Genomic DNA, 18,367 nt, shown 5'->3' with positions numbered 1-18,367 from the left:
AAGGGATAATATTGTAAAATTCGATTTACTGACAAATATTCAATTTAGTATTGACATAAGCACAATTTTTTATCTCGTCAAAGTGGATTTCAGGCATATTTGTATTTTATTATTTATTTTTTCGATAACGGTAGATGCTCAGGTATTTGCAGACCATACCGGAGAGGTTGGAATTCATCCTACCAGAGTTGAAATACAATATGGTAGCGGCTCTAACCTTGTCGATGTTGACAAAAATGGATTTATTGATATTTTCTCTCTTGCAGGAAGTGGTTATGACAATAAGCTCTATTTAAATAATGGCACATATTGGAGCGAACCTGTATCTATTGGTGATCCTGATTTGAATTCAAGAGCAGCTGTTTGGTTCGATTATGACGGAGATCACCTTCTGGATGTTTTTATTCTTTCAGATTGTGCAAACACTTCATCATGTTTTGATTTTGAATCTTTTGCTCTTTACAGAAACAATGGAAATGGCACATTTACAGATGTAAGTTTAGATTCAAAAATCACCAATGGGCTTGCAATTAAATCTGAAATATCAAACGCTAATTACTCCGGAGGAATCGCAGCTGGAGACCTAAATCTCGATGGCTATTTGGACCTGATAATTACAAAATGGGGAGGTGAATTGTACCTATTTGAAAATCAGGGTGATGGGACATTTAATAATGCTTCTGACAAACTCAATCGAACAGAATTATTGTTCTACTGGCAGCCATTAATATTTAATCTGGACGATGATATCTGGCCTGAAATTTATGTTGCTGTAGATGCAAATGATGAAAACGCTTACCTGGACAAAATACATGGGAGTTTTATTTATGAAGACAGAGCGTCCGAATTGAACCTTCATCACAAGTTTAATGATATGGGTATTACGCTAGGTGACTTTGATCAGGATCTTGATTTCGACATTTACATCTCAAACATTGAAAGATTTAGAGATGATTCACGAAACGTACTATTTGTCAATGAAAATGGTACCTATAACGATGAAGCCCTTGCATTTGGAGTTGATAAAGCTGGCTGGTCTTGGGGAGTGACATTTTGCGACATCAATAATGATGGACGCTTGGATATTGGAACAACCAATGGATGGGAGGCCCATAATTTGTATCGGAACGATCAATCGAAAATGTGGCTTGGAAGTGCCGGTTCTCAAAGCTTTATTGATGTCTCTGACCAAGTCAACTTTAAGGATACCTTAAATGCCTCTTCGCTAACTGCTGCAGATATTGACCGGGATGGCGATCTGGATTTAGTTCAGGGACTAAAGGATAATTCCGAAGCTATTAATTTACGATACCATAAAAACGATCTCCAGGAAAGTGCCTGTAGCGATTGCAACTACGTAATCGTACAACCAAGGATGATGGGGCAAAATCATTGGGCAATCGGGAGCACCGTTGGCATTAAGACAGCATCCGGACCTCAAATACGACCGATTACATCAGGCATCAGTTTTTATGGTCAGGAACCGGCGGAAGCATTCTTTGGGATCGGTGAAGAGATGAATATTGAAGAGATCATTATTAAGTGGCCAAGTGGTGACTCAACTGTGGTTCACGATTTCTCAGCGAACCAGATCATTACAGTCTATGATAGTGCATCTATCCATAATGTCGGGTTGGTCCAAATCGAATCGATTAACAACAGCGCTATTCAACTTGACTGGGGGCATATGAGCACTTCGGAAACACATTATATTATTCAAAGATCAGAGGAGGAAGGTTTTTCTCAAGTAGCAGAAATCCAGGTAAATAGTAACAATAAAATGTACCTTGATGAAGGTCTGACTCCTTTTACAGATTACTATTACAGAATCAAGGCTGTTGGAGATTCTGGTGAATCTGAATGGAGTGAAAGTTACTTTGCAACAACCAGAGAAGAGGCTCCTGCTCCTATTGATTTTAGAGGAGAGCTAACAGAAAATAACTACATCGAGCTGACGTGGAATGACACAAGTAACTTGGATATTGAATATGAAATCCTACGTTCCCTGGATGCTACATTCGAAAATTATTTATCCCTTAGTATTGATAATTCTCAATCTTCATTGACTGATCAAAATGTTGAACCAGGATTTAAATACTACTACAAAATAAGGCAGAATACAGATGTCTACCTAACTCCTTTTAGTGATGTGATCAGCATTGAAGTTCCAAAAATTCCCGATTTTGTTTTAACTGTTGATGCAACAAAAGAGATCAAACCCGTGGTTTATCCTAATCCAACAAGTGATATCGTTTCTTTCATGGGAATTGAAAAAATTGATAGTATTGAGATTTACGATTTGGGCGGAAGGTTGGTTCATGAATCTGAAGCAACTAACCAGCTTGAATTGAATTTAGTTGAAGGGCTTTACACCATCTATTTAATCAAAGAGTTTAAAAAAATAAATTCTCAAACCCTCATTATTCAACACTAGTACTTGTTGAAAATTCATTTAATTTCTATCACGACTAAGAATCCAATCCAATCTTTAGATAACTACCTTTGCGTCCTATGAAGACAAAAGACGAAATAGTAGACGATTGGCTACCCAGGTATACAGGTACAGAATTAGATGAATTTGGCAAATACATTCTCCTTACGAACTTTCAGAATTATGTAGATCTATTCGCTCAAAAATTTGATGTGAAAATCAAAGGTAAAAAACGTGCGATGCAGACTGCAACCCACGATGACATAACCATCATCAACTTTGGAATGGGTAGTGCGATGGCAGCTACTGCCATGGATCTCTTGTCTGCCATTATGCCTAAAGCAGTGCTTTTTTTAGGCAAGTGTGGGGGCTTAAAGTCAGAGAATAAACTAGGGGATCTTATTTTACCTATTGCAGCGATACGTGGCGAAGGTGCATCGGATGATTATATGCCTCCCGAGATACCGGCACTACCTTCATTCCGCTTGCAAAGATCGGTTTCGCACGTCATCAAGGCAAAAGGATTTGATTACTGGACAGGATCAGTTTTCACAACCAATAGAAGGGTTTGGGAACATGATGCTGATTTTAAGAACTACCTGAAAGAAATCAGAGCCTCTGCCATAGATATGGAAACTGCAACGCTTTTCACGGTAGGGTTTGCCAATAAAATTCCTCGAGGTGCGCTACTACTCGTATCCGACAATCCAATGACACCAGAAGGAGTAAAGACTTCTAAGAGTGATCAAAAAGTAACTTCTCAATTTGTGGAGAATCACCTGGATATTGGTATTGACTCATTAATGGAACTTAGGGATTCAGGCGAATCTGTAAAACATCTTCGTTTCGAATAATTTTTTCACTCATTTAAACCTTTCGGTTTTTAAGTCATCTAAGAGAAAAGAAAACTTTAGAAGATGAAAAAACTGACATTAATCTTAGGAATACTAGTAGCAGCAAACATCCTTTATGCTCAGGGAAAAAGGGAAGCTATCAGAGAGAAGGCCGAACTGAGGATCGAAGAGTTCAAGGAAAGGCTCAATTTGAATGAAGATCAGGTGAAAGAGCTAAAGGCCTTGAAAGAATCAATGAAGCCAGAGTTGGACGCAATTCGCGATGACGAAGCGAAGGCACGAAGCGAAAAAATGCGGGCACGAGCAGATTTGATGGAAAAGAGAGAAACAGAGGTGGCACGCATTTTAAATGAGGATCAGATGGCTGAATTGGAAGTAATCAAGAAAGAAATGAAAGAAAAGATGGAGACAAGGAGAAATGAAAGAAAAAAGAAACGAGGTGGTCGTTAAGCATTAATTATTTAGACACATAGGCCCTCAATTTGAGGGCTTTTTTTTCTTAAAAAAGGCTTTTCTGATCCTGTCCTACAGGAACTGTCAACGCAAGACCAAACTCTTTGTTTAGCTTCTGGATAAAGTAAGCAGACAAAACGGGAGACTCTTTTTCCAGGTTTTGATGAACAAAGAAATAGAGGTTTTCCATTCCCTGGTCTACCCATTGTTTAACTCGCTCCAGCCAAACATCCAGTCTAGTGTAGTCGCTTTCGTGATTTGCTCCCACATATCGAACAAAAACAGAAGGTGTGGTCAATCGCATGTGTAGCAAATCCCTTCTACCCGCAGTATCTGTTACAATATTGCTAATCCCATATTTTTCAAATAAAGCATACACCTCATTAGCTACTTCGGCATCATTGAACCACTCCGTATTCCTAAGCTCTATGGCTAAAGGAATGTCTTTCGGCCAAAATTCTACCGCAGTAACCAGCCGCTCCATATTAGCAGGCTTGAAATTATCGTGAAGCTGCAAAAAGCACATACCCAGCTTGTCTCCAAATGCTCGTATATTGGTTGTATATCGTTCAATAGGCTCCTCCACATTATTCAGACGCTTTATGTGACTAACCATTTGGTGGACTTTGGGAAAGAACTTGAAATCTTCCGGAGTTTTCTCCACCCATTTTTCTATTTGCTCAATACGAAAATGGTTGTAAAATGTCGCATTCAATTCAATGGAATTGAATTGCGTAGAATAATATTCCAGTTCATCTTTTGTACCTCTTGGATAGAATTGTTTCAAATCCTGTTTATTCCATTTGGCACATCCTACAAACACGCTTTGGAGTCCTTTACCTTGTTTCAACACCCGCTCAGTATCGTGATGATCATCAGGTAAGCTAAAATCTATGTCTTGGGGATTTTCTACACTTCCGAATTTCATAGGATAAAACTAATGGCTTTTGGTAATTATTTTAATAGACCTACCGCCTTGCCGAGGAATTTATCCACCGTTCTAGTTGGTAATAGTCTTGGCAAGATCCAGTTTTTAAACTTTCCAGGTACAATCAGGTACCTAACTTTAGGGTTCTTACTTTCAAACGCATTAAATATGATTTTAGCAGCTTTTTCTGAGGTCCAGGCATCCTTTACAGCTTTTGCGACAAATTTGTTCTGAAACTTTAGCAAAGCAGGGTAGAATACCGAATGCTTAAATTTCTCCTCCACCATTTCTGAGGCCCCTTTATTCCAAATGGGTGTTTTAATAGGACCCGGCTCAATCAAAATGACATCTATTCCAAATAATAAAAGTTCTTTTCGTAAACTTTCTGTAATACCTTCCAACGCATGTTTTGAGCCTGAATATGGCCCCATAAATGGCATTCCATGCCTTCCGGCTACAGATGATATCTGAATAATTCTGCCTGGCTCGCTTGGATGATTGTCTCGTGCCCCTAGCAGTGGTAAAAATGCCTGTGTGACTTTGATCAAACCAAAAACGTTCACATCAAACTGGTGTCTGAATTCATCTACACTCAAATCCATAAACGGCCCTCCTACTGCAATTCCTGCATTATTGATAAGCAACCCTAACCCTTCCTCACCAATTTCTTTCTGCATGGATTCAGCAGCCTGATCCACTGCATCGTAATCTGTCACGTCAAACAGGAGTGCTTTGAAATTTTCACCCATCTCTTTTTGGAGGCGATCTGCATCTTGTTGTTTTCTGACACTCCCAAATACGGTATAACCATTTGCAACAAATATCTTTACCAGATCATAGCCTATGCCTGTTGAAGCACCGGTTATTAAAACGTTTTTAGATTTAGCCATTTTATAAAATTTCTATAGTGAGTAAAATAAATGATTCTATTCGCAACCGCCGCTCAGTCTACCCTGCGCAATATATCAATAAGCCTATCCCCAGAGAAATCCTCATGGAGTTACTTACCAATGCCAATCATGCGCCTACACATAAACTTACGGAACCCTGGAGGTTTAAGGTTTTTACAGGAATTGGAAAGAAAGATCTTGGTGAATTTTTAGCTGAAAAATATCGCGAAATAACACCGGAATTCTCTTCTGCTAAATTTGAAAAAATAAGAACTAACCCAGAAAAAGCAGGAGCGATACTTGCGATCATCATGCATAGAGATCCTGCTGAGCGAATTCCCGAATGGGAAGAAGTGGCATCAGTAGCCTGTGCTGTTCAAAACATCTGGATCGCACTAGAGCAATATGATTTAGGTGGATATTGGAGCAGTCCTGCTTTATGTAAATTTCTTGGTGAACATGTACAATTAAAGGAGAATGAAAAATGTATCGGCTTTTTCTATCTTGGATATTGCGAAGCAAGTGATCGAATTATTAAAAAGAAACCCATTGAGGATAAAGTAGATTGGATAGCAGAATGAAACTAGAAAGAGAATCGATTGAACTACTGTTAAAAGCACTTGAGAAACTTGAAGATGGGTTTGATCTCCCCGAGGTTCGGCATGATTTTGACCATAAAAAAATGGAAGAGGTTATTATAGCGGCTGCTGAACGCATGCAAAACAACTATCCGTACTTCCATCCGCTATTTGCAGGCCAGATGCTTAAACCTCCACATCCAATAGCCAAAGCAGCTTATATGATGGCCATGTGGATAAACCCGAACAATCATGCCATGGATGGCAGTAAAGCAAGCTCGCCCATGGAAAAAGAGGTGGTCTCGGATCTGGCAAAGATGTTTGGATGGAGTCAACATTTGGGCCATTTGACTGGAGGTGGAACCATGGCTAATCTGGAAGCACTGTGGGTCGCCGGAAATATTCATCCCGACAAAACAATTGTCGCGTCGGATCAGGCTCATTACACACATGAGCGCATATCAGAGGTGCTAAAATTAAAATTTAGTAAAGTAGCAACAGATGAGAGCGGTAGAATTGAAATCAGTGCGCTGGAAGAAAAATTGAAAGGTGGAAACGTTGGAACGGTGGTATGTACAATGGGGACAACCGGGCTTGGTTCGGTGGATCCGCTGAAAGAGGTTTTGGAGCTCCAGGAAAAATACTCCTTTCGAATTCATGCTGATGCTGCGTATGGAGGCTATTTTCGATTATTGGACAACCTGGAGCCAGAAACCATCGAGAAGTACGCACATCTGGATAGCGTAGACAGCATTGTTATTGACCCTCACAAACAGGGCTTACAACCGTATGGGTGTGGATGTATTCTTTTTAAAAATCCGGAGGTTGCCCAATGTTATATCCACGATTCTCCTTACACATACTTCACATCTGATGACCTACATCTGGGTGAAATTAGTCTGGAATGTTCTCGTGCGGGGGCTTCTGCTGTGGGGCTCTGGGCTACACATCAATTGATGCCACCCATTAAAAATGGAACATTTGCCAAGGACCTTGCTAAATCAAGAAATGCAGCCTTGAAATTCTTCAATAAGCTTTATTATAGCGATCATTTTTTCCCACTACTAAAACCAGAAACGGATATAGTTGTCTGGGGCATTGAAGGAAAAAAAACGAGTGAAATGAGTGATCAAGCAACTGCGTTTTTTAAAAAGGCAGAAAAAAATAAGCTCTATCTGTCCCTTTACAAGTATCCTACCAGCAAGATTAAAAATTCCAAATTTGCAATTGATTCGGAATATTTGACTTGTTTGAGATCTTCACTCATGAAGCCGGAACATGATAATTGGCTTGAGGAAATTTGGACCCGGATGCTTGCAAGCATTTAAGTTCCGAGAATGCGCAAACTAAAATTTGTAGTCTAAAAAAATAAAGGCCATCTGAGATGGCCTTTATCATTATTGCCTTATAATCGGTAATTCCCAGAGATAATTACCCCAGGTAAAAACCAATTTCGCATCTTTTCCAGTCTCCTTAGCTTCTATCGTAAATTGCTCTGTATGACTATTTTGACTTATTGGAACTACAACAGTAGCTAAATCCATACTGTAATCTGGTTCTGTATACCCCCAGAAACGTAAATCAGAATTGAGTCTTATTTCCATTTCTCCCTTCCGTGGGAAAGCATAAATAACATATTTACCTGCATCAATCCTCTCTTCGCCAAATATGAAATCCTCACTAACCTCAATAAAGGTTGGTTCGTTTGCACCAAGTCTCCAGTAATAGCCATATGGTTGAAGAGCTCCCTCTTCTTTTTCTCCGAAAATCATTCGATCACGTACCGAAGGTCTGGAATATGCAACAGATACGGTCATCCGGCTAGTCTCCACAGCTGTTTCGCCCGGAGGGCTAAGTGTTCTGTTTCTATTATTTAAATAAAACATTGCAGCCACAATCAACACAACCAGTATTCCGAATCCAATCAGTAATTTCTTTTTCATAATTGTTGGGTTTAAATCCTAAGCTCTGTTTTATGTACTTTCAGAACCTCAATAATAAAGGTAATGTGTTCTGTCAAGTCTACTCCCATCAATTCCACTCCTTTTTCAATTTCATCTCTCTCCACTTTCGCTGCAAAACTCTTTTGCTTCAGTTTCTTTTTTACTGATTTAGCTGTTAATGTCTCTATGCCTTCAGGTCTAATCTGACTACACGCAACAATAAATCCGGTCAGCTCATCACATGCAAGAAGGGCCTTGTCCAGTAATGTATCATAAGATACATTCCACTTCGTGTAGTGTGCGGAGATCGCATGCGCAATTTTCTCTTCTCCCAGATCACGTAGCATACTTACAATCCTATTGGGATGTTCATCCGGATACTTTTCATAGTCTGCATCATGAAGCATACCTGTGACCGCCCATTCTTGAGGATCTTCATCTAGCTTTTCAGCATAAGCTTCCATTACCAATTCAACAGTTCGTGCGTGCCTCAATAGGCTCTCACCGTCGGTCATGGAAAGTAAAATCTCTCTTGCTTCATCCTTATTCATCCATGAAAAATAGAAACTATTTCGAAGATTCGGTAATTGCCTTACCTATTTTCAGTGTATTCCTAAATCTGTAAAATTGATCCAGGGTAATTGCATGGGGCAATGTGATGAGTGAGGTTAAAATAAAGAAATAAGTAACTAGTGTAGCTTGAGATTCAGGTTTTAGAATCCATATCAGACCTAAAATACCAAGAATTGCAAGCAGACTAAAACCAAGAAGATCGATAATAAATTTTCCGAAGTGATAATTGTCTTTTTTCTCTTTGAGCCAGGAAAACTGATGTTTGAATGCATTAGTTGAGTGGAAAAGAATGAAATAAATGGTGAAGGCAGGTATGAATGGTAACAGTATATGACTGAGAATAATTACGCAAAGGAATAACCCTATTTGATAAATTCTTCCTGCTGTTAATTTTTGACGTCTAAGCCAGAAAACACTTCCAATAGCTAGCAATATCGAAATAATAGGAATAGTATATTTTGTCATTGGACCAATCTCATCAGGCAGATTAGGAATAATGATTTGCAGATAAACAGCTATTTCCTGATAACTGAATATCATAGGTCCTACAAGGATGACCGATCCCCAAATCAAATTGAGGATGACATTCTGCCCTTTGATTCGCATATCTGCTATAAACTCTTGCCCAAAATGATAGGCGGAAAGAATAATAAATATGAACAACGCTTTAGACGGATCGATAAGCCACCATAGAATGTATCCACCCGCTATGAGGAGATACTTTACAATATACTTGAGAACGTTTGTATCTGGTGTAGTAGACGCATGAATAAGATGGTCTACACCTCCATGTGGTATTCCGAATAGAAGAATTAGGACAAGACATATGGAATTGATCAATTCCGTAGAAAGATTGAATGCCAGAAAAATGACACCAGTCATACAAGCCAATCCATATTGTACTATTTTGAACATAATATAAAGGGGGTGAATCACCCCCCTTTAAATTGTTAAGCTTTAGCTGGACTAGCAGTTTTGCTTACTGCCAAACTATAAATAACCAAACCAAAACCAATTTTATTGATCGCATCACCAATGTTGTAGATGATATCCAAAGAACTAGGACTAAGAACACCACTAAGAATTCCGTCTGTCTCTATCGCCATGTAACCAATTGGATAAATAGCCCATCCAACGAGTATAAACCAAGCTAATGTATTAAATGCTCTTTGTAAGATTGGATCGTTAGAATTTTTTGATAGCTGTTTAGCTGAACCAAACCATACCTCGTAAAAAATTCCTAAATAACCCAAAGTCGATATAGCTCCCCAAATAGCACTGCTATCTCTAAAAACTGTTTCTCCCAGATAGCCCGTTACAAGCATCCATAAAGAATATGCTATCATTTTCCACAGAAGTCCTATTTTGGCTCCAAATGCTTTCAGTATTAAGTAAAACTCAACACACATTAATGGAACAGTCAAAATCCAATCTATGTACCTGAATTCTGTCGGTGAAGTACCGTTTTGAATCCAGTAATCTCGCATGTAGTAATAATGCACTGCTGCGATAAACGTAATAAGCCCAGATACAAGAAGTGATGTTCTCCACTTCTCGTCAACACTCTTCATTTCTAAAAAGAAGAAAACGGTTGCTGCCAACATGGCCATACTGCCAATAAAAAATGTGAACCCTACATAATCACCTGATTGAAGGGTTGCGGCTAATAATGCTTTCATATTATTAATGTTTTTATTTATTAATGGTTAAGCAACTGCCTGTTCTGTTTTTTTGTTTAACTTTTATTTATTAAATGTTAAACAAAATGATTTTAAATCTCTAAATTCTCACAAAAACCCTTGCTTATTGTTTATTAGAGGCAATCGCTTTGTCATGAAAAAAACCTTAGAAAAAATTCGAGCCGTTCTTTATAAGCCAAAAGAGGTAAGGGATGTGAGTAATGAGCCAAAAACTGTAGATGAAATACTAGATGAGCAAATAAAAACGGGGCTTGGTGAGTATGAAAGATCTAATCGTAACCTCTTTTTTTCAGCCTTAGCAGCTGGTTTGGAAATTGGTTTTAGTTTGTACGTTTTGGCAATCATCTATACCTATCTCGGCGATGGAGACCCCATATCACTTCATTTTGCCCTTGCCATTGGCTACCCCATTGGCTTTGTTTTCGTCGTATTGGGAAGATCTGAACTCTTCACAGAGCAAACTACCCTTGCTGTGTTACCCGTATTAAATGGAAATAAAACCATCCTCAATTTGCTCAAGCTATTCGGCATTATTTATTTCGGAAATTTACTAGGCGGATACATCATTGGCGGACTTCTTGTTTTTCTTACACCACCTCTTGAGGTTGTAGATATTGAAGCATTCTATCATTTAGCGCACAAGATGATCAAGTTTGACGCTTGGATTATTTTCGGTAGCGCACTGCTTGCCGGATGGTTGATGGGTTTGCTTTCTTGGCTGGTTACTTCTGCTCAGGATACGATGAGTCGAATTTTCATTGTAATCATGATCACATTCGTAATCGGTTTGGGAAGTCTACACCATTCCATTGTTGGGTCAATAGAAGTATTTGCTGGCCTAATAACTTCACCTAAAATCACCTGGACCGACTATTTCCATTTTCAATTCTACACTACCATCGGAAATATTGTAGGTGGAGTATTATTCGTATCAATCATTAAGTACGCTTCAATTGACAGTAAAAAATCTATCGCTAACTCTGAAGACAGAAGGTAACCTATTCAGTTCTTAGCATCTCAGCAGGATTAGTTCTTGCGGCCTTGCCCGTTTGCCAACTGATCGTAAGCAGCCCAATAGCAAAAACAATAAATACACCAGACAATAATTCAAGAGGTCCAATACTAATTCGGTTGACAAAATCCTCCATGACCATTTCTGTAAAAAACAGGTAACTCAATGGCATTGCGATGAGCGCGGAAATAAGCATCATGACAATGAAGCTTTTCGACAGGATGTACATCAATTGTTGCTTGTTGGCTCCAAGAACTTTTCGAACACTAATTTCTTTTTGACGCGTTTCTGTGGTGAAAACAGCCATCCCTAATAACCCCATCGAAGCGATAGAAATCGCAAGAAATGCCAGGAAGCCAAATATTTTAAACATAACCGCCTGATCTTCATAAGCTTCCTGGATAAGCTCATCATAAAACTGAGCTTCAAACGGGTGAACTTTATCTATATCGGTCCAAATGGATTCCAACTTTGCCATCAACCCGATCATATCGTCTGACTGCACGACCAAATTTAAAAACTGATAATCTTCAGGCGTACCTTGTATAATTGCAACCGGCTCTGACTCACTGTGAATTTTCGTGTATTGAAATTCCTTAACCACCCCTACTATTTCAACTTTCAAATCTTCAATTCTTCGGTCAAGCGTCAATACTTCGCCAATAGCACTTTCAGCACTCTCAAAGTTGAACCGCTTAAGAAGAAGTTCATCGATTACAACAAACTTCGCATCTCCATCCTCTTGATCATAGGGAAATGAACCTCCGGCAATAAAGGAAAATTCATGAGTAGAGAAATAATTCTTGTCAACAAAATTCACAAAAACATCTGCCGAGTCAAGCGGGTCTTTGTATTTAACTTCTTCTCCCCAAACTTCTCCAGTATTTGGTATCATGCCAGATCTGGAAATCTTTCTTACTTCCGGTAATTTTTCGATCTCCGGTATTAAGAGTTTCGCGTCATTACCACTCAAGGAAACATTCAACACATTATCCGTAGTGAATCCCATATCAAAATTGAGGGCAAATTTGTACTGTCGATAGGCTATTGTGGAACCAATGATCAGAAAGATCGACATAGTGAATTGAATAACTATCAGCACTTTTCGCAAATTCACGCCCTTGATAAGTTTTACAGACGAAGCATCTCTGAAAATAGAAATAGCTTTCAGTTTTGATAAAACTGCGGATGGCAACACCCCAGCAATCAATCCAATTAAAAATGCAAAGCTGAGAAAATATAAAACATGTATCCATTGAAAATCCATAGTTACCATATTTCGATTGTCTAAGACGATCTCCATAAAGAATGGCTTGATAAATAAAAACAGTCCATAGGACAGGACTAATGAAATCAGTGCAACTACGATCGCTTCAAAAACAAACTGAGTGAAAATCTGTCTTCTACCTGCTCCCACCACTTTTCGAACGCCTACTTCCTTTGCTCTCCTCAAAGACCTGGCAATGGATAGGTTAGTATAATTGAAGCAGGCAGAGACAATGACAAAAAGTGTGAGTAAGACCAACTGATAAATACCCTTCCAAGCAAAACTTGGTCCTATATGATTTGAAAGCTCTTCACCAGGAACAATGTTCGCAAGACTTTCCAGCTTATGGGTAATAGCATATCGATCTGTCTTTGCATTCTCCTCTACTGCTATGTCGACTAAAAACTGATCAACGAAAGTAGGATTATGATTTTTCGGTAAAAGCACATAAACATAGTTCATCCAAATGCTTCTCCAGTCAAAAAAGGTTGTATTATCTCTGCCTGAAAATTCATTTTCAAGCGTGATAAATGAGGCTAGCGCCTCAAACTGTATGTGCGAGTTGTTGAGTATATTTTCCATGACCCCCGTAACCGTATAAGTGTCTTCTCCAGAAGTCACAATCTGACCGACTGCTTCTTTATCTTTGAATAACTTATCAGCAGTCTTTTGGGTGAGGATAATTGAATAAGGCTCCACAAGTGCAGTCGCAGGATTTCCAGCCTTTAGTTTAAAGGAAAAAACATCAAAAAACTCTTCAGAAGCGTAATGGCCTCTAACGGCAATCGTATTCTCATCTTTATTTAAATCAGCTCTGAAATTTCGGCGCATAAGTAATACCTTCTCAAAGGCTGGATACTCCTCTTTCAATTTTTTTCCTATGAATACGGAAGACGAGGCAAGTCCGAATGGATCATCTCCTGAGATATCCTGATAGGTTGAGTGAACCCTATAAATCCGATCTCTTTTCTCATGGAAAGTATCGAAGCTGAGAAGTTCACTGATGTAGGTGATCATCAGAATTCCAATAGACATGGAGATGGCCAGTCCAATAATGTTGATAGAAGAAAAGAGTTTATTTCTTGCAAGACTCCTTGCCGATGTTTTGAAATAATTGCTTATCAAATTGAAGAAATTCATTTGTCCGAGTATTTTGGGTTTTCGAATAGTGTATGGTCTGCAGAACTTGAGCACATCGAGTAAGAATATGAGATTAGCCCTTTGCCTACTCTTTTCAAGGTTTCGGAAATAGTATTCATGGAGGTCTCCCTGAAGGTCTTCTAGTAGATCCTTTCTGCAATAGAATTCTATGATTCTATCCATCCACTTGGGAGGCCCCTGATGCCTTCTCATCTTATTCCTTGAAATACGAGTTCCGGAATATTGCTCCAAAGCTTGTCACGTTGCTCTTTAGCTTTCATTAGTGATACTTTACCAGCATGAGAAATGGAGAAAAAACGCTTCCGCCTACCCCCTCTTTCTTTTGTGGGTTCTCCTAGTTCAGAAGTAATTAGTCCTTTGTCTTCTAAGCGCTTGAGAACAGCATGTACAACTCCAAGTTTGGTTTTTCTACCCGTCACAGCAGCTATCTCATCAACAATATTGACGCTGTATGCCTCACTCATTAATGAAGCAATGGTGAGTAAAACAACCTCCTCAAATTCGCCAAGGTTAGTTCCTTTCATAGTTACAGTTATTGATTAATTCACTAAATGTATGAAAAATGAATACGAGTAAAAAACAGAATGGTTTTTATTTATTCACATTTTGTATAAAAAATACACATAAACGATGCGGAAATTATGTCATATCTTGGTGAAAATTTATCGACATGAAACATCTCTTAATAGTATTAATGATCTCATTGGCAACAATTGTACAGGCCCAAAATGGATACCTTGTAACTCTGGAAGCTGACTCCATCTTTGGTGAGATAAGTATTTTAAGGGCTACAAATTTTGATGAGGTAAAAATTAAGCACGCTAATGGGAAACAGGAATTCAAGGCTTTCAAAATAAAAATGGTCGTAAAAGATGGAGAAACGTTCGAGCCAATAAACTATGCCAATAGAAAGACCATTGCAAAAGTATTAGCAAAGGGCACGTTGAGCTACTATGCAGTTCGTCCTGAAAATAAGGTGCAGTACACTGAACGAGTTCTTTATAAAGATGATCAATCACTTCCAATCAGCAGTATTGGCTTTCGAGCAAATGCAATTGAATTTTTAAGTGATTGTCAAACGGTAGCATTCAAGTTGGAAGAAAAAGAGCTTGGCTTCACGAATATTGAGGACATAGTACGTATCTATAACAGTAGCTGTGGCTCGGATAAAGAAACCTCAACAATTGCAAATCATTATAAAGAATTGATAAACTTTTCTCAACTGCTATTTGATATCACCTCTAAAATTGAAAATGGAGAGAGAGTACCTAAATATATGACTGAGGCACTGGAAAAATATTCAGACATATCCGTTGACGAAAAGGTAAAAGGCTTGCTTTCCGCTTTGAAAGAAGACTAACATCCATCGGGCTTTGAGGGTTTATTAATATATCCTTGTGATAATTAAAATGCACTTAAATGAAGATTCAGCTGATTGATCTGATCATTATTTTTCTTGCCGGTGCGGGATTATTAATATGTTTTACAGTAGGCGTATCTCTTCTTTTCAGAAAACGAGGAATTAATCTTACCAATAAACTTTTGGGACTTCTTTTAGTCCTTTATACTTCTACCACACTGAATGGACTGATGGCAGTAACTGGAGTTTTGAATCAGAATCAACAGCTCTACTTTCTTCCCATTATTTTTAGCCTAAGTATAGGCCCTCTTTATTACTTCTTTGTACGATCCAAAATTGAACCCTCATTTAAGTTTTCAGGAACTGATTATTTCCATTTCATTATTCCGATTATCCAAGTTGGATTATATTTAGCCATCGGGTTTAGGAGCGTTGAGGAAAAGAGTCTCATCTGGCAAAATATCGTCAGGCCTTATGTTCAATATATAGAAGAAGGACTTCTCATTGTTTTAGGCCTATTCTATTTATTCAAGTCTTTACATCTTCTACGTAGAAAAATACCAAAAACCCTCTGGCAAAAGCCGGTTTATAAATGGTTAAATTCATTTACCATTTCATTCCTGATACTCCTATTTATTCATTCCGGCTATGAGATAGCAAGCTGGATCTTTTATTACTATCACGAACTCAATATTTATAACTCACCCTGGATGGATTTACCACTAAAACTTGCCGATGTAGGTGTCAGTTTTGTAATCGGAATAAATGCGTACATCTATCAAAATCAGTCCTTAATCATACCCAAACAAAATAAACCTAACCCTTCTCTTGATATTGCATTGCGTAGACTATTTGATGAAGAAAAGATTTATCAAAATCCTGAACTGAACATGGACTATCTGGCAAAAGAAATTGGGCTCCCAAAAAACACCATTTCAAAATCACTGGCAGAAAGGGGTACAACTTTTAGAGGGCTGATTAACTCATATCGTGTTGAAGAATTTATTCAAAAAGCACAAAACAAAAAGTATGAGCATTTATCCTTATTGGGTATTGCGTTTGAGAGCGGGTTCAATTCCAAGGCTTCTTTTAACCGGATTTTCAAAGAGATAAAAGGAAAAACCCCGTCTCAGTATTTTCAATAGGTCTCATTTTACATTTTGAGACGATGCGTATTACAACCATATTCATCTTAGCATCAAAAAACAAAATGAAAAAGTTAATATTCAAGTTATTCCTTTATTCAGCCATAGTTGCACCAATTTTCATCAACCCATGCTTTGGTCAGAATATCTCCAATCAAGACCTTTCCATGATCAACGGTTCATGGGAAGGCCAACTAACTTATGTCGATTATGGAGATGATCAAACCCAATATTCACTAGATACGAAACTTTTTGTCACCTGGAAAAACGGCAAAGGAAAGTTGAAATTTGAGTTTAAAGAACCAAATGGTAAGCTTGTCTACTCCACTGAGAACATGAAACTTTTAAACGAATCTGAATTTGAATTTGATTCGAAGTGGCAAATTGCTGACTTTGAGAAAAGTTCATATGGCTGGACACTCCTACTCGAAATGGAAAGCACTGATAACAATAGGCCGTCAACTTTGAGGCAAGAAATTAAATTCGAAAACTCGAAACTTAGGATTACTAAAATGGTCCTTTATAAGGGCACCAAGTCTTTTTTCCTGAGAAATCAGTTCAAATTGAAAAGAACCAGTTAATGATGAAAAGCTTAATTCTCGTCCTAACATTAAACTTCGTTGGGATTACGTTGTATGCTCAATTTCCGATCTCTTCAGAAGAGATGCGTGAAGATTTTGACATATTCAAAAACTCAATAAAAGAGATCCATCCCGGTCTTTATTGGTATGCAGACTCTGCGGAAATCAAACGTCGGTTTAATAAAGTGGAGAGCTCAATCAATCATGAACTAGAACTTAAAGATTTCTACGGAATACTTCAGAAATTTTATGCAGGAATTAGATGTGGTCACTCATGGATGTCAATGCCTTGGAAATGGCGATCATACATTGATAATGGCCCTTATCGTATCCCGATCAACTTTTACTTAGAAAAAGATCGAATTATCGTCATGCATAACTTATCGAACGACAGTTCTTTTGCAGCGGGTTTGGAAGTTCTCTCCATTAATGGGATTAAATCGAAGGAAATACTTGACTCACTTATCCAATATACCCCGACCGATGGTTATGCTAAAAATCGTCAAATTCGAATTTTAGCAGGTAATTTCTCCAGATACTACCAAGTTCAATATGGAATGGATAGCATTTTTAATCTTCAATTGAAGCAAGAGGGCAAAATAAAGGAGGTAGAATTAAAAGGCTTACCCAATGATGAAGCGAATCAACGTTCCATAGACAGGTACCCACGAAAAGACCGGTCAAAAGAGCCTTTTCTCTACTTTTCTGAGCTAGATAATGAGATCGCATACCTTAAAATCAAATCATTTGATAAAGAGGATATTAAAGAGCACAATCAGAAATATAAAAAGTTCTTGAAGCGAGCGTTTAAGAAAATCGATGAGAAAAATCTGGAGAGGTTGATTATTGACCTAAGAGGCAATAGTGGTGGTGAGGATAACTATGGAGCTACATTGGCTAGCCACCTAATTAAACAACCTTTTGATTATTACTTAAGAATGGAAGCTACCACTAAAAAATTCCGATATAATCAATATTCCCGGCAGAGGGGGTTCAACACGATGGGCAAGCTTCTAAAAAAAGACAAGAATAAGCCCGGGACTTATACGTATAGTTTTAGTAAACAAGTAAAGAAGCAAAAGCCAATTAAAAATGTATTTGAAGGTGATGTTGTAGTACTTACAGACGGAGGGACATTTTCAGCAGCATCGGAAGTAGCAAGTATCCTCCACGCAAACAATCGAGCTACTTTCATAGGAGAAGAAACAGGAGGTGGATACTATGGAAATAATAGTGCCATGATGTATGGAATACAGCTCCCAAATTCCAGAATCAACTACTACTTACCTGTAATTAGATACTACGTAGCAGTAGACCATCCTCCTTTTATTGGCAGAGGGCTGATACCAGACATTCAGATACCCCTATCCTATAAATACTATACCTCTGATAAGGATGAGATACTTGAAACAGCAATTAAATCCTTCTCCAAATAGTTTTTTCAAGCCATACAATTCAATAAGATAAAACTACAGTTCAAGTATTTCATCA

Annotated in this window: 18 protein-coding genes; 10 read left to right on the top strand and 8 right to left on the bottom strand. The window is 38.2% G+C overall.

The genetic code is table 11. The annotated features are described in order from the left end of the window. The first annotated feature begins 82 nt into the window (after positions 1-82). The 3 genes from ACO05G_RS02470 (at position 83) to ACO05G_RS02460 (ending at position 3,735) form a co-directional block, all read left to right on the top strand. The gene (locus ACO05G_RS02470; protein ID WP_421764530.1) at positions 83-2,434 is read left to right on the top strand and encodes an FG-GAP-like repeat-containing protein; all 2,352 of its coding nucleotides are present in this window, start codon (positions 83-85) and stop codon (positions 2,432-2,434) included. Between the two features lie 77 nt (positions 2,435-2,511). Beyond that, positions 2,512-3,285, top strand: coding sequence for an AMP nucleosidase (locus tag ACO05G_RS02465; RefSeq protein WP_348281296.1), 774 nt, complete (start codon positions 2,512-2,514; stop codon positions 3,283-3,285). 63 nt (positions 3,286-3,348) lie between these two features. Next, positions 3,349-3,735: a hypothetical protein gene (locus ACO05G_RS02460; protein ID WP_421764529.1), complete on the top strand. Its 387-nt coding sequence runs from the start codon at positions 3,349-3,351 to the stop codon at positions 3,733-3,735. Between the two features lie 49 nt (positions 3,736-3,784). Here the strand turns inward: ACO05G_RS02460 and ACO05G_RS02455 are convergent, their stop codons facing one another. Further along, complete coding sequence (locus tag ACO05G_RS02455; RefSeq protein ID WP_421764528.1) at positions 3,785-4,666, bottom strand: DUF72 domain-containing protein; 882 nt, start codon at positions 4,664-4,666, stop codon at positions 3,785-3,787. Positions 4,667-4,692: 26 nt separating this feature from the next. Then, positions 4,693-5,556: an SDR family oxidoreductase gene (locus tag ACO05G_RS02450; protein ID WP_421764527.1), complete on the bottom strand. Its 864-nt coding sequence runs from the start codon at positions 5,554-5,556 to the stop codon at positions 4,693-4,695. 17 nt (positions 5,557-5,573) lie between these two features. Here ACO05G_RS02450 and ACO05G_RS02445 point away from each other — a divergent pair, with 17 nt between their 5' ends. Both ACO05G_RS02445 and ACO05G_RS02440 read left to right on the top strand, forming a co-directional pair. Beyond that, complete coding sequence (locus tag ACO05G_RS02445) at positions 5,574-6,137, top strand: nitroreductase family protein (RefSeq protein ID WP_421764526.1); 564 nt, start codon at positions 5,574-5,576, stop codon at positions 6,135-6,137. Next, the gene (locus ACO05G_RS02440; RefSeq protein ID WP_421764525.1) at positions 6,134-7,462 is read left to right on the top strand and encodes a pyridoxal phosphate-dependent decarboxylase family protein; all 1,329 of its coding nucleotides are present in this window, start codon (positions 6,134-6,136) and stop codon (positions 7,460-7,462) included. Before ACO05G_RS02445 ends, ACO05G_RS02440 begins: the two co-directional genes overlap by 4 nt. 69 nt (positions 7,463-7,531) lie before the next feature. On the opposite strand, the gene ACO05G_RS02435 is transcribed toward ACO05G_RS02440, so the two are convergent. The 4 genes from ACO05G_RS02435 to ACO05G_RS02420 are packed head-to-tail and all read right to left on the bottom strand — an operon-like array spanning position 7,532 to position 10,329. Beyond that, the gene (locus tag ACO05G_RS02435; protein ID WP_421764524.1) at positions 7,532-8,077 is read right to left on the bottom strand and encodes a DUF2911 domain-containing protein; all 546 of its coding nucleotides are present in this window, start codon (positions 8,075-8,077) and stop codon (positions 7,532-7,534) included. Positions 8,078-8,088: 11 nt separating this feature from the next. Further along, the gene (locus ACO05G_RS02430) at positions 8,089-8,628 is read right to left on the bottom strand and encodes an HD domain-containing protein (RefSeq protein ID WP_421764523.1); all 540 of its coding nucleotides are present in this window, start codon (positions 8,626-8,628) and stop codon (positions 8,089-8,091) included. A gap of 16 nt (positions 8,629-8,644) precedes the next feature. Next, complete coding sequence (locus ACO05G_RS02425) at positions 8,645-9,565, bottom strand: Brp/Blh family beta-carotene 15,15'-dioxygenase (protein ID WP_421764522.1); 921 nt, start codon at positions 9,563-9,565, stop codon at positions 8,645-8,647. A 35-nt stretch (positions 9,566-9,600) separates the two neighbouring features. Beyond that, positions 9,601-10,329: a bacteriorhodopsin-like gene (locus ACO05G_RS02420; RefSeq protein WP_421764521.1), complete on the bottom strand. Its 729-nt coding sequence runs from the start codon at positions 10,327-10,329 to the stop codon at positions 9,601-9,603. Positions 10,330-10,483: 154 nt separating this feature from the next. Between ACO05G_RS02420 and ACO05G_RS02415 the strand changes: the two genes are divergently transcribed. Next, positions 10,484-11,347, top strand: a complete 864-nt coding sequence (locus ACO05G_RS02415; RefSeq protein WP_421764520.1) for a formate/nitrite transporter family protein — start codon at positions 10,484-10,486, stop codon at positions 11,345-11,347. Between the two features lies 1 nt (position 11,348). Here ACO05G_RS02415 and ACO05G_RS02410 read toward each other — a convergent pair whose 3' ends face one another. Both ACO05G_RS02410 and ACO05G_RS02405 read right to left on the bottom strand, forming a co-directional pair. Further along, positions 11,349-13,952, bottom strand: a complete 2,604-nt coding sequence (locus tag ACO05G_RS02410; RefSeq protein WP_421764519.1) for an ABC transporter permease — start codon at positions 13,950-13,952, stop codon at positions 11,349-11,351. Positions 13,953-13,978: 26 nt separating this feature from the next. Further along, entirely contained in the window at positions 13,979-14,314 is a 336-nt protein-coding gene (locus ACO05G_RS02405; RefSeq protein ID WP_348281284.1) for a PadR family transcriptional regulator, read from the bottom strand. A gap of 146 nt (positions 14,315-14,460) precedes the next feature. Here ACO05G_RS02405 and ACO05G_RS02400 point away from each other — a divergent pair, with 146 nt between their 5' ends. The 4 genes from ACO05G_RS02400 (at position 14,461) to ACO05G_RS02385 (ending at position 18,312) form a co-directional block, all read left to right on the top strand. Beyond that, positions 14,461-15,150: a hypothetical protein gene (locus tag ACO05G_RS02400; protein WP_421764518.1), complete on the top strand. Its 690-nt coding sequence runs from the start codon at positions 14,461-14,463 to the stop codon at positions 15,148-15,150. Between the two features lie 59 nt (positions 15,151-15,209). Beyond that, complete coding sequence (locus ACO05G_RS02395; protein WP_421764517.1) at positions 15,210-16,295, top strand: helix-turn-helix domain-containing protein; 1,086 nt, start codon at positions 15,210-15,212, stop codon at positions 16,293-16,295. A gap of 65 nt (positions 16,296-16,360) precedes the next feature. After that, the gene (locus tag ACO05G_RS02390) at positions 16,361-16,876 is read left to right on the top strand and encodes a hypothetical protein (RefSeq protein WP_421764516.1); all 516 of its coding nucleotides are present in this window, start codon (positions 16,361-16,363) and stop codon (positions 16,874-16,876) included. Continuing rightward, complete coding sequence (locus ACO05G_RS02385) at positions 16,876-18,312, top strand: S41 family peptidase (RefSeq protein ID WP_421764515.1); 1,437 nt, start codon at positions 16,876-16,878, stop codon at positions 18,310-18,312. Before ACO05G_RS02390 ends, ACO05G_RS02385 begins: the two co-directional genes overlap by 1 nt. Positions 18,313-18,367 lie beyond the last annotated feature (55 nt).

The organism is Ekhidna sp. (assembly GCF_965227465.1).
Taxonomy (GTDB): Bacteria; Bacteroidota; Bacteroidia; order Cytophagales; family Cyclobacteriaceae; genus Ekhidna.
The sequence above is the reverse complement of the archived record's forward strand: the minus strand, read 5'-3'. Positions and strand labels throughout refer to the sequence as shown.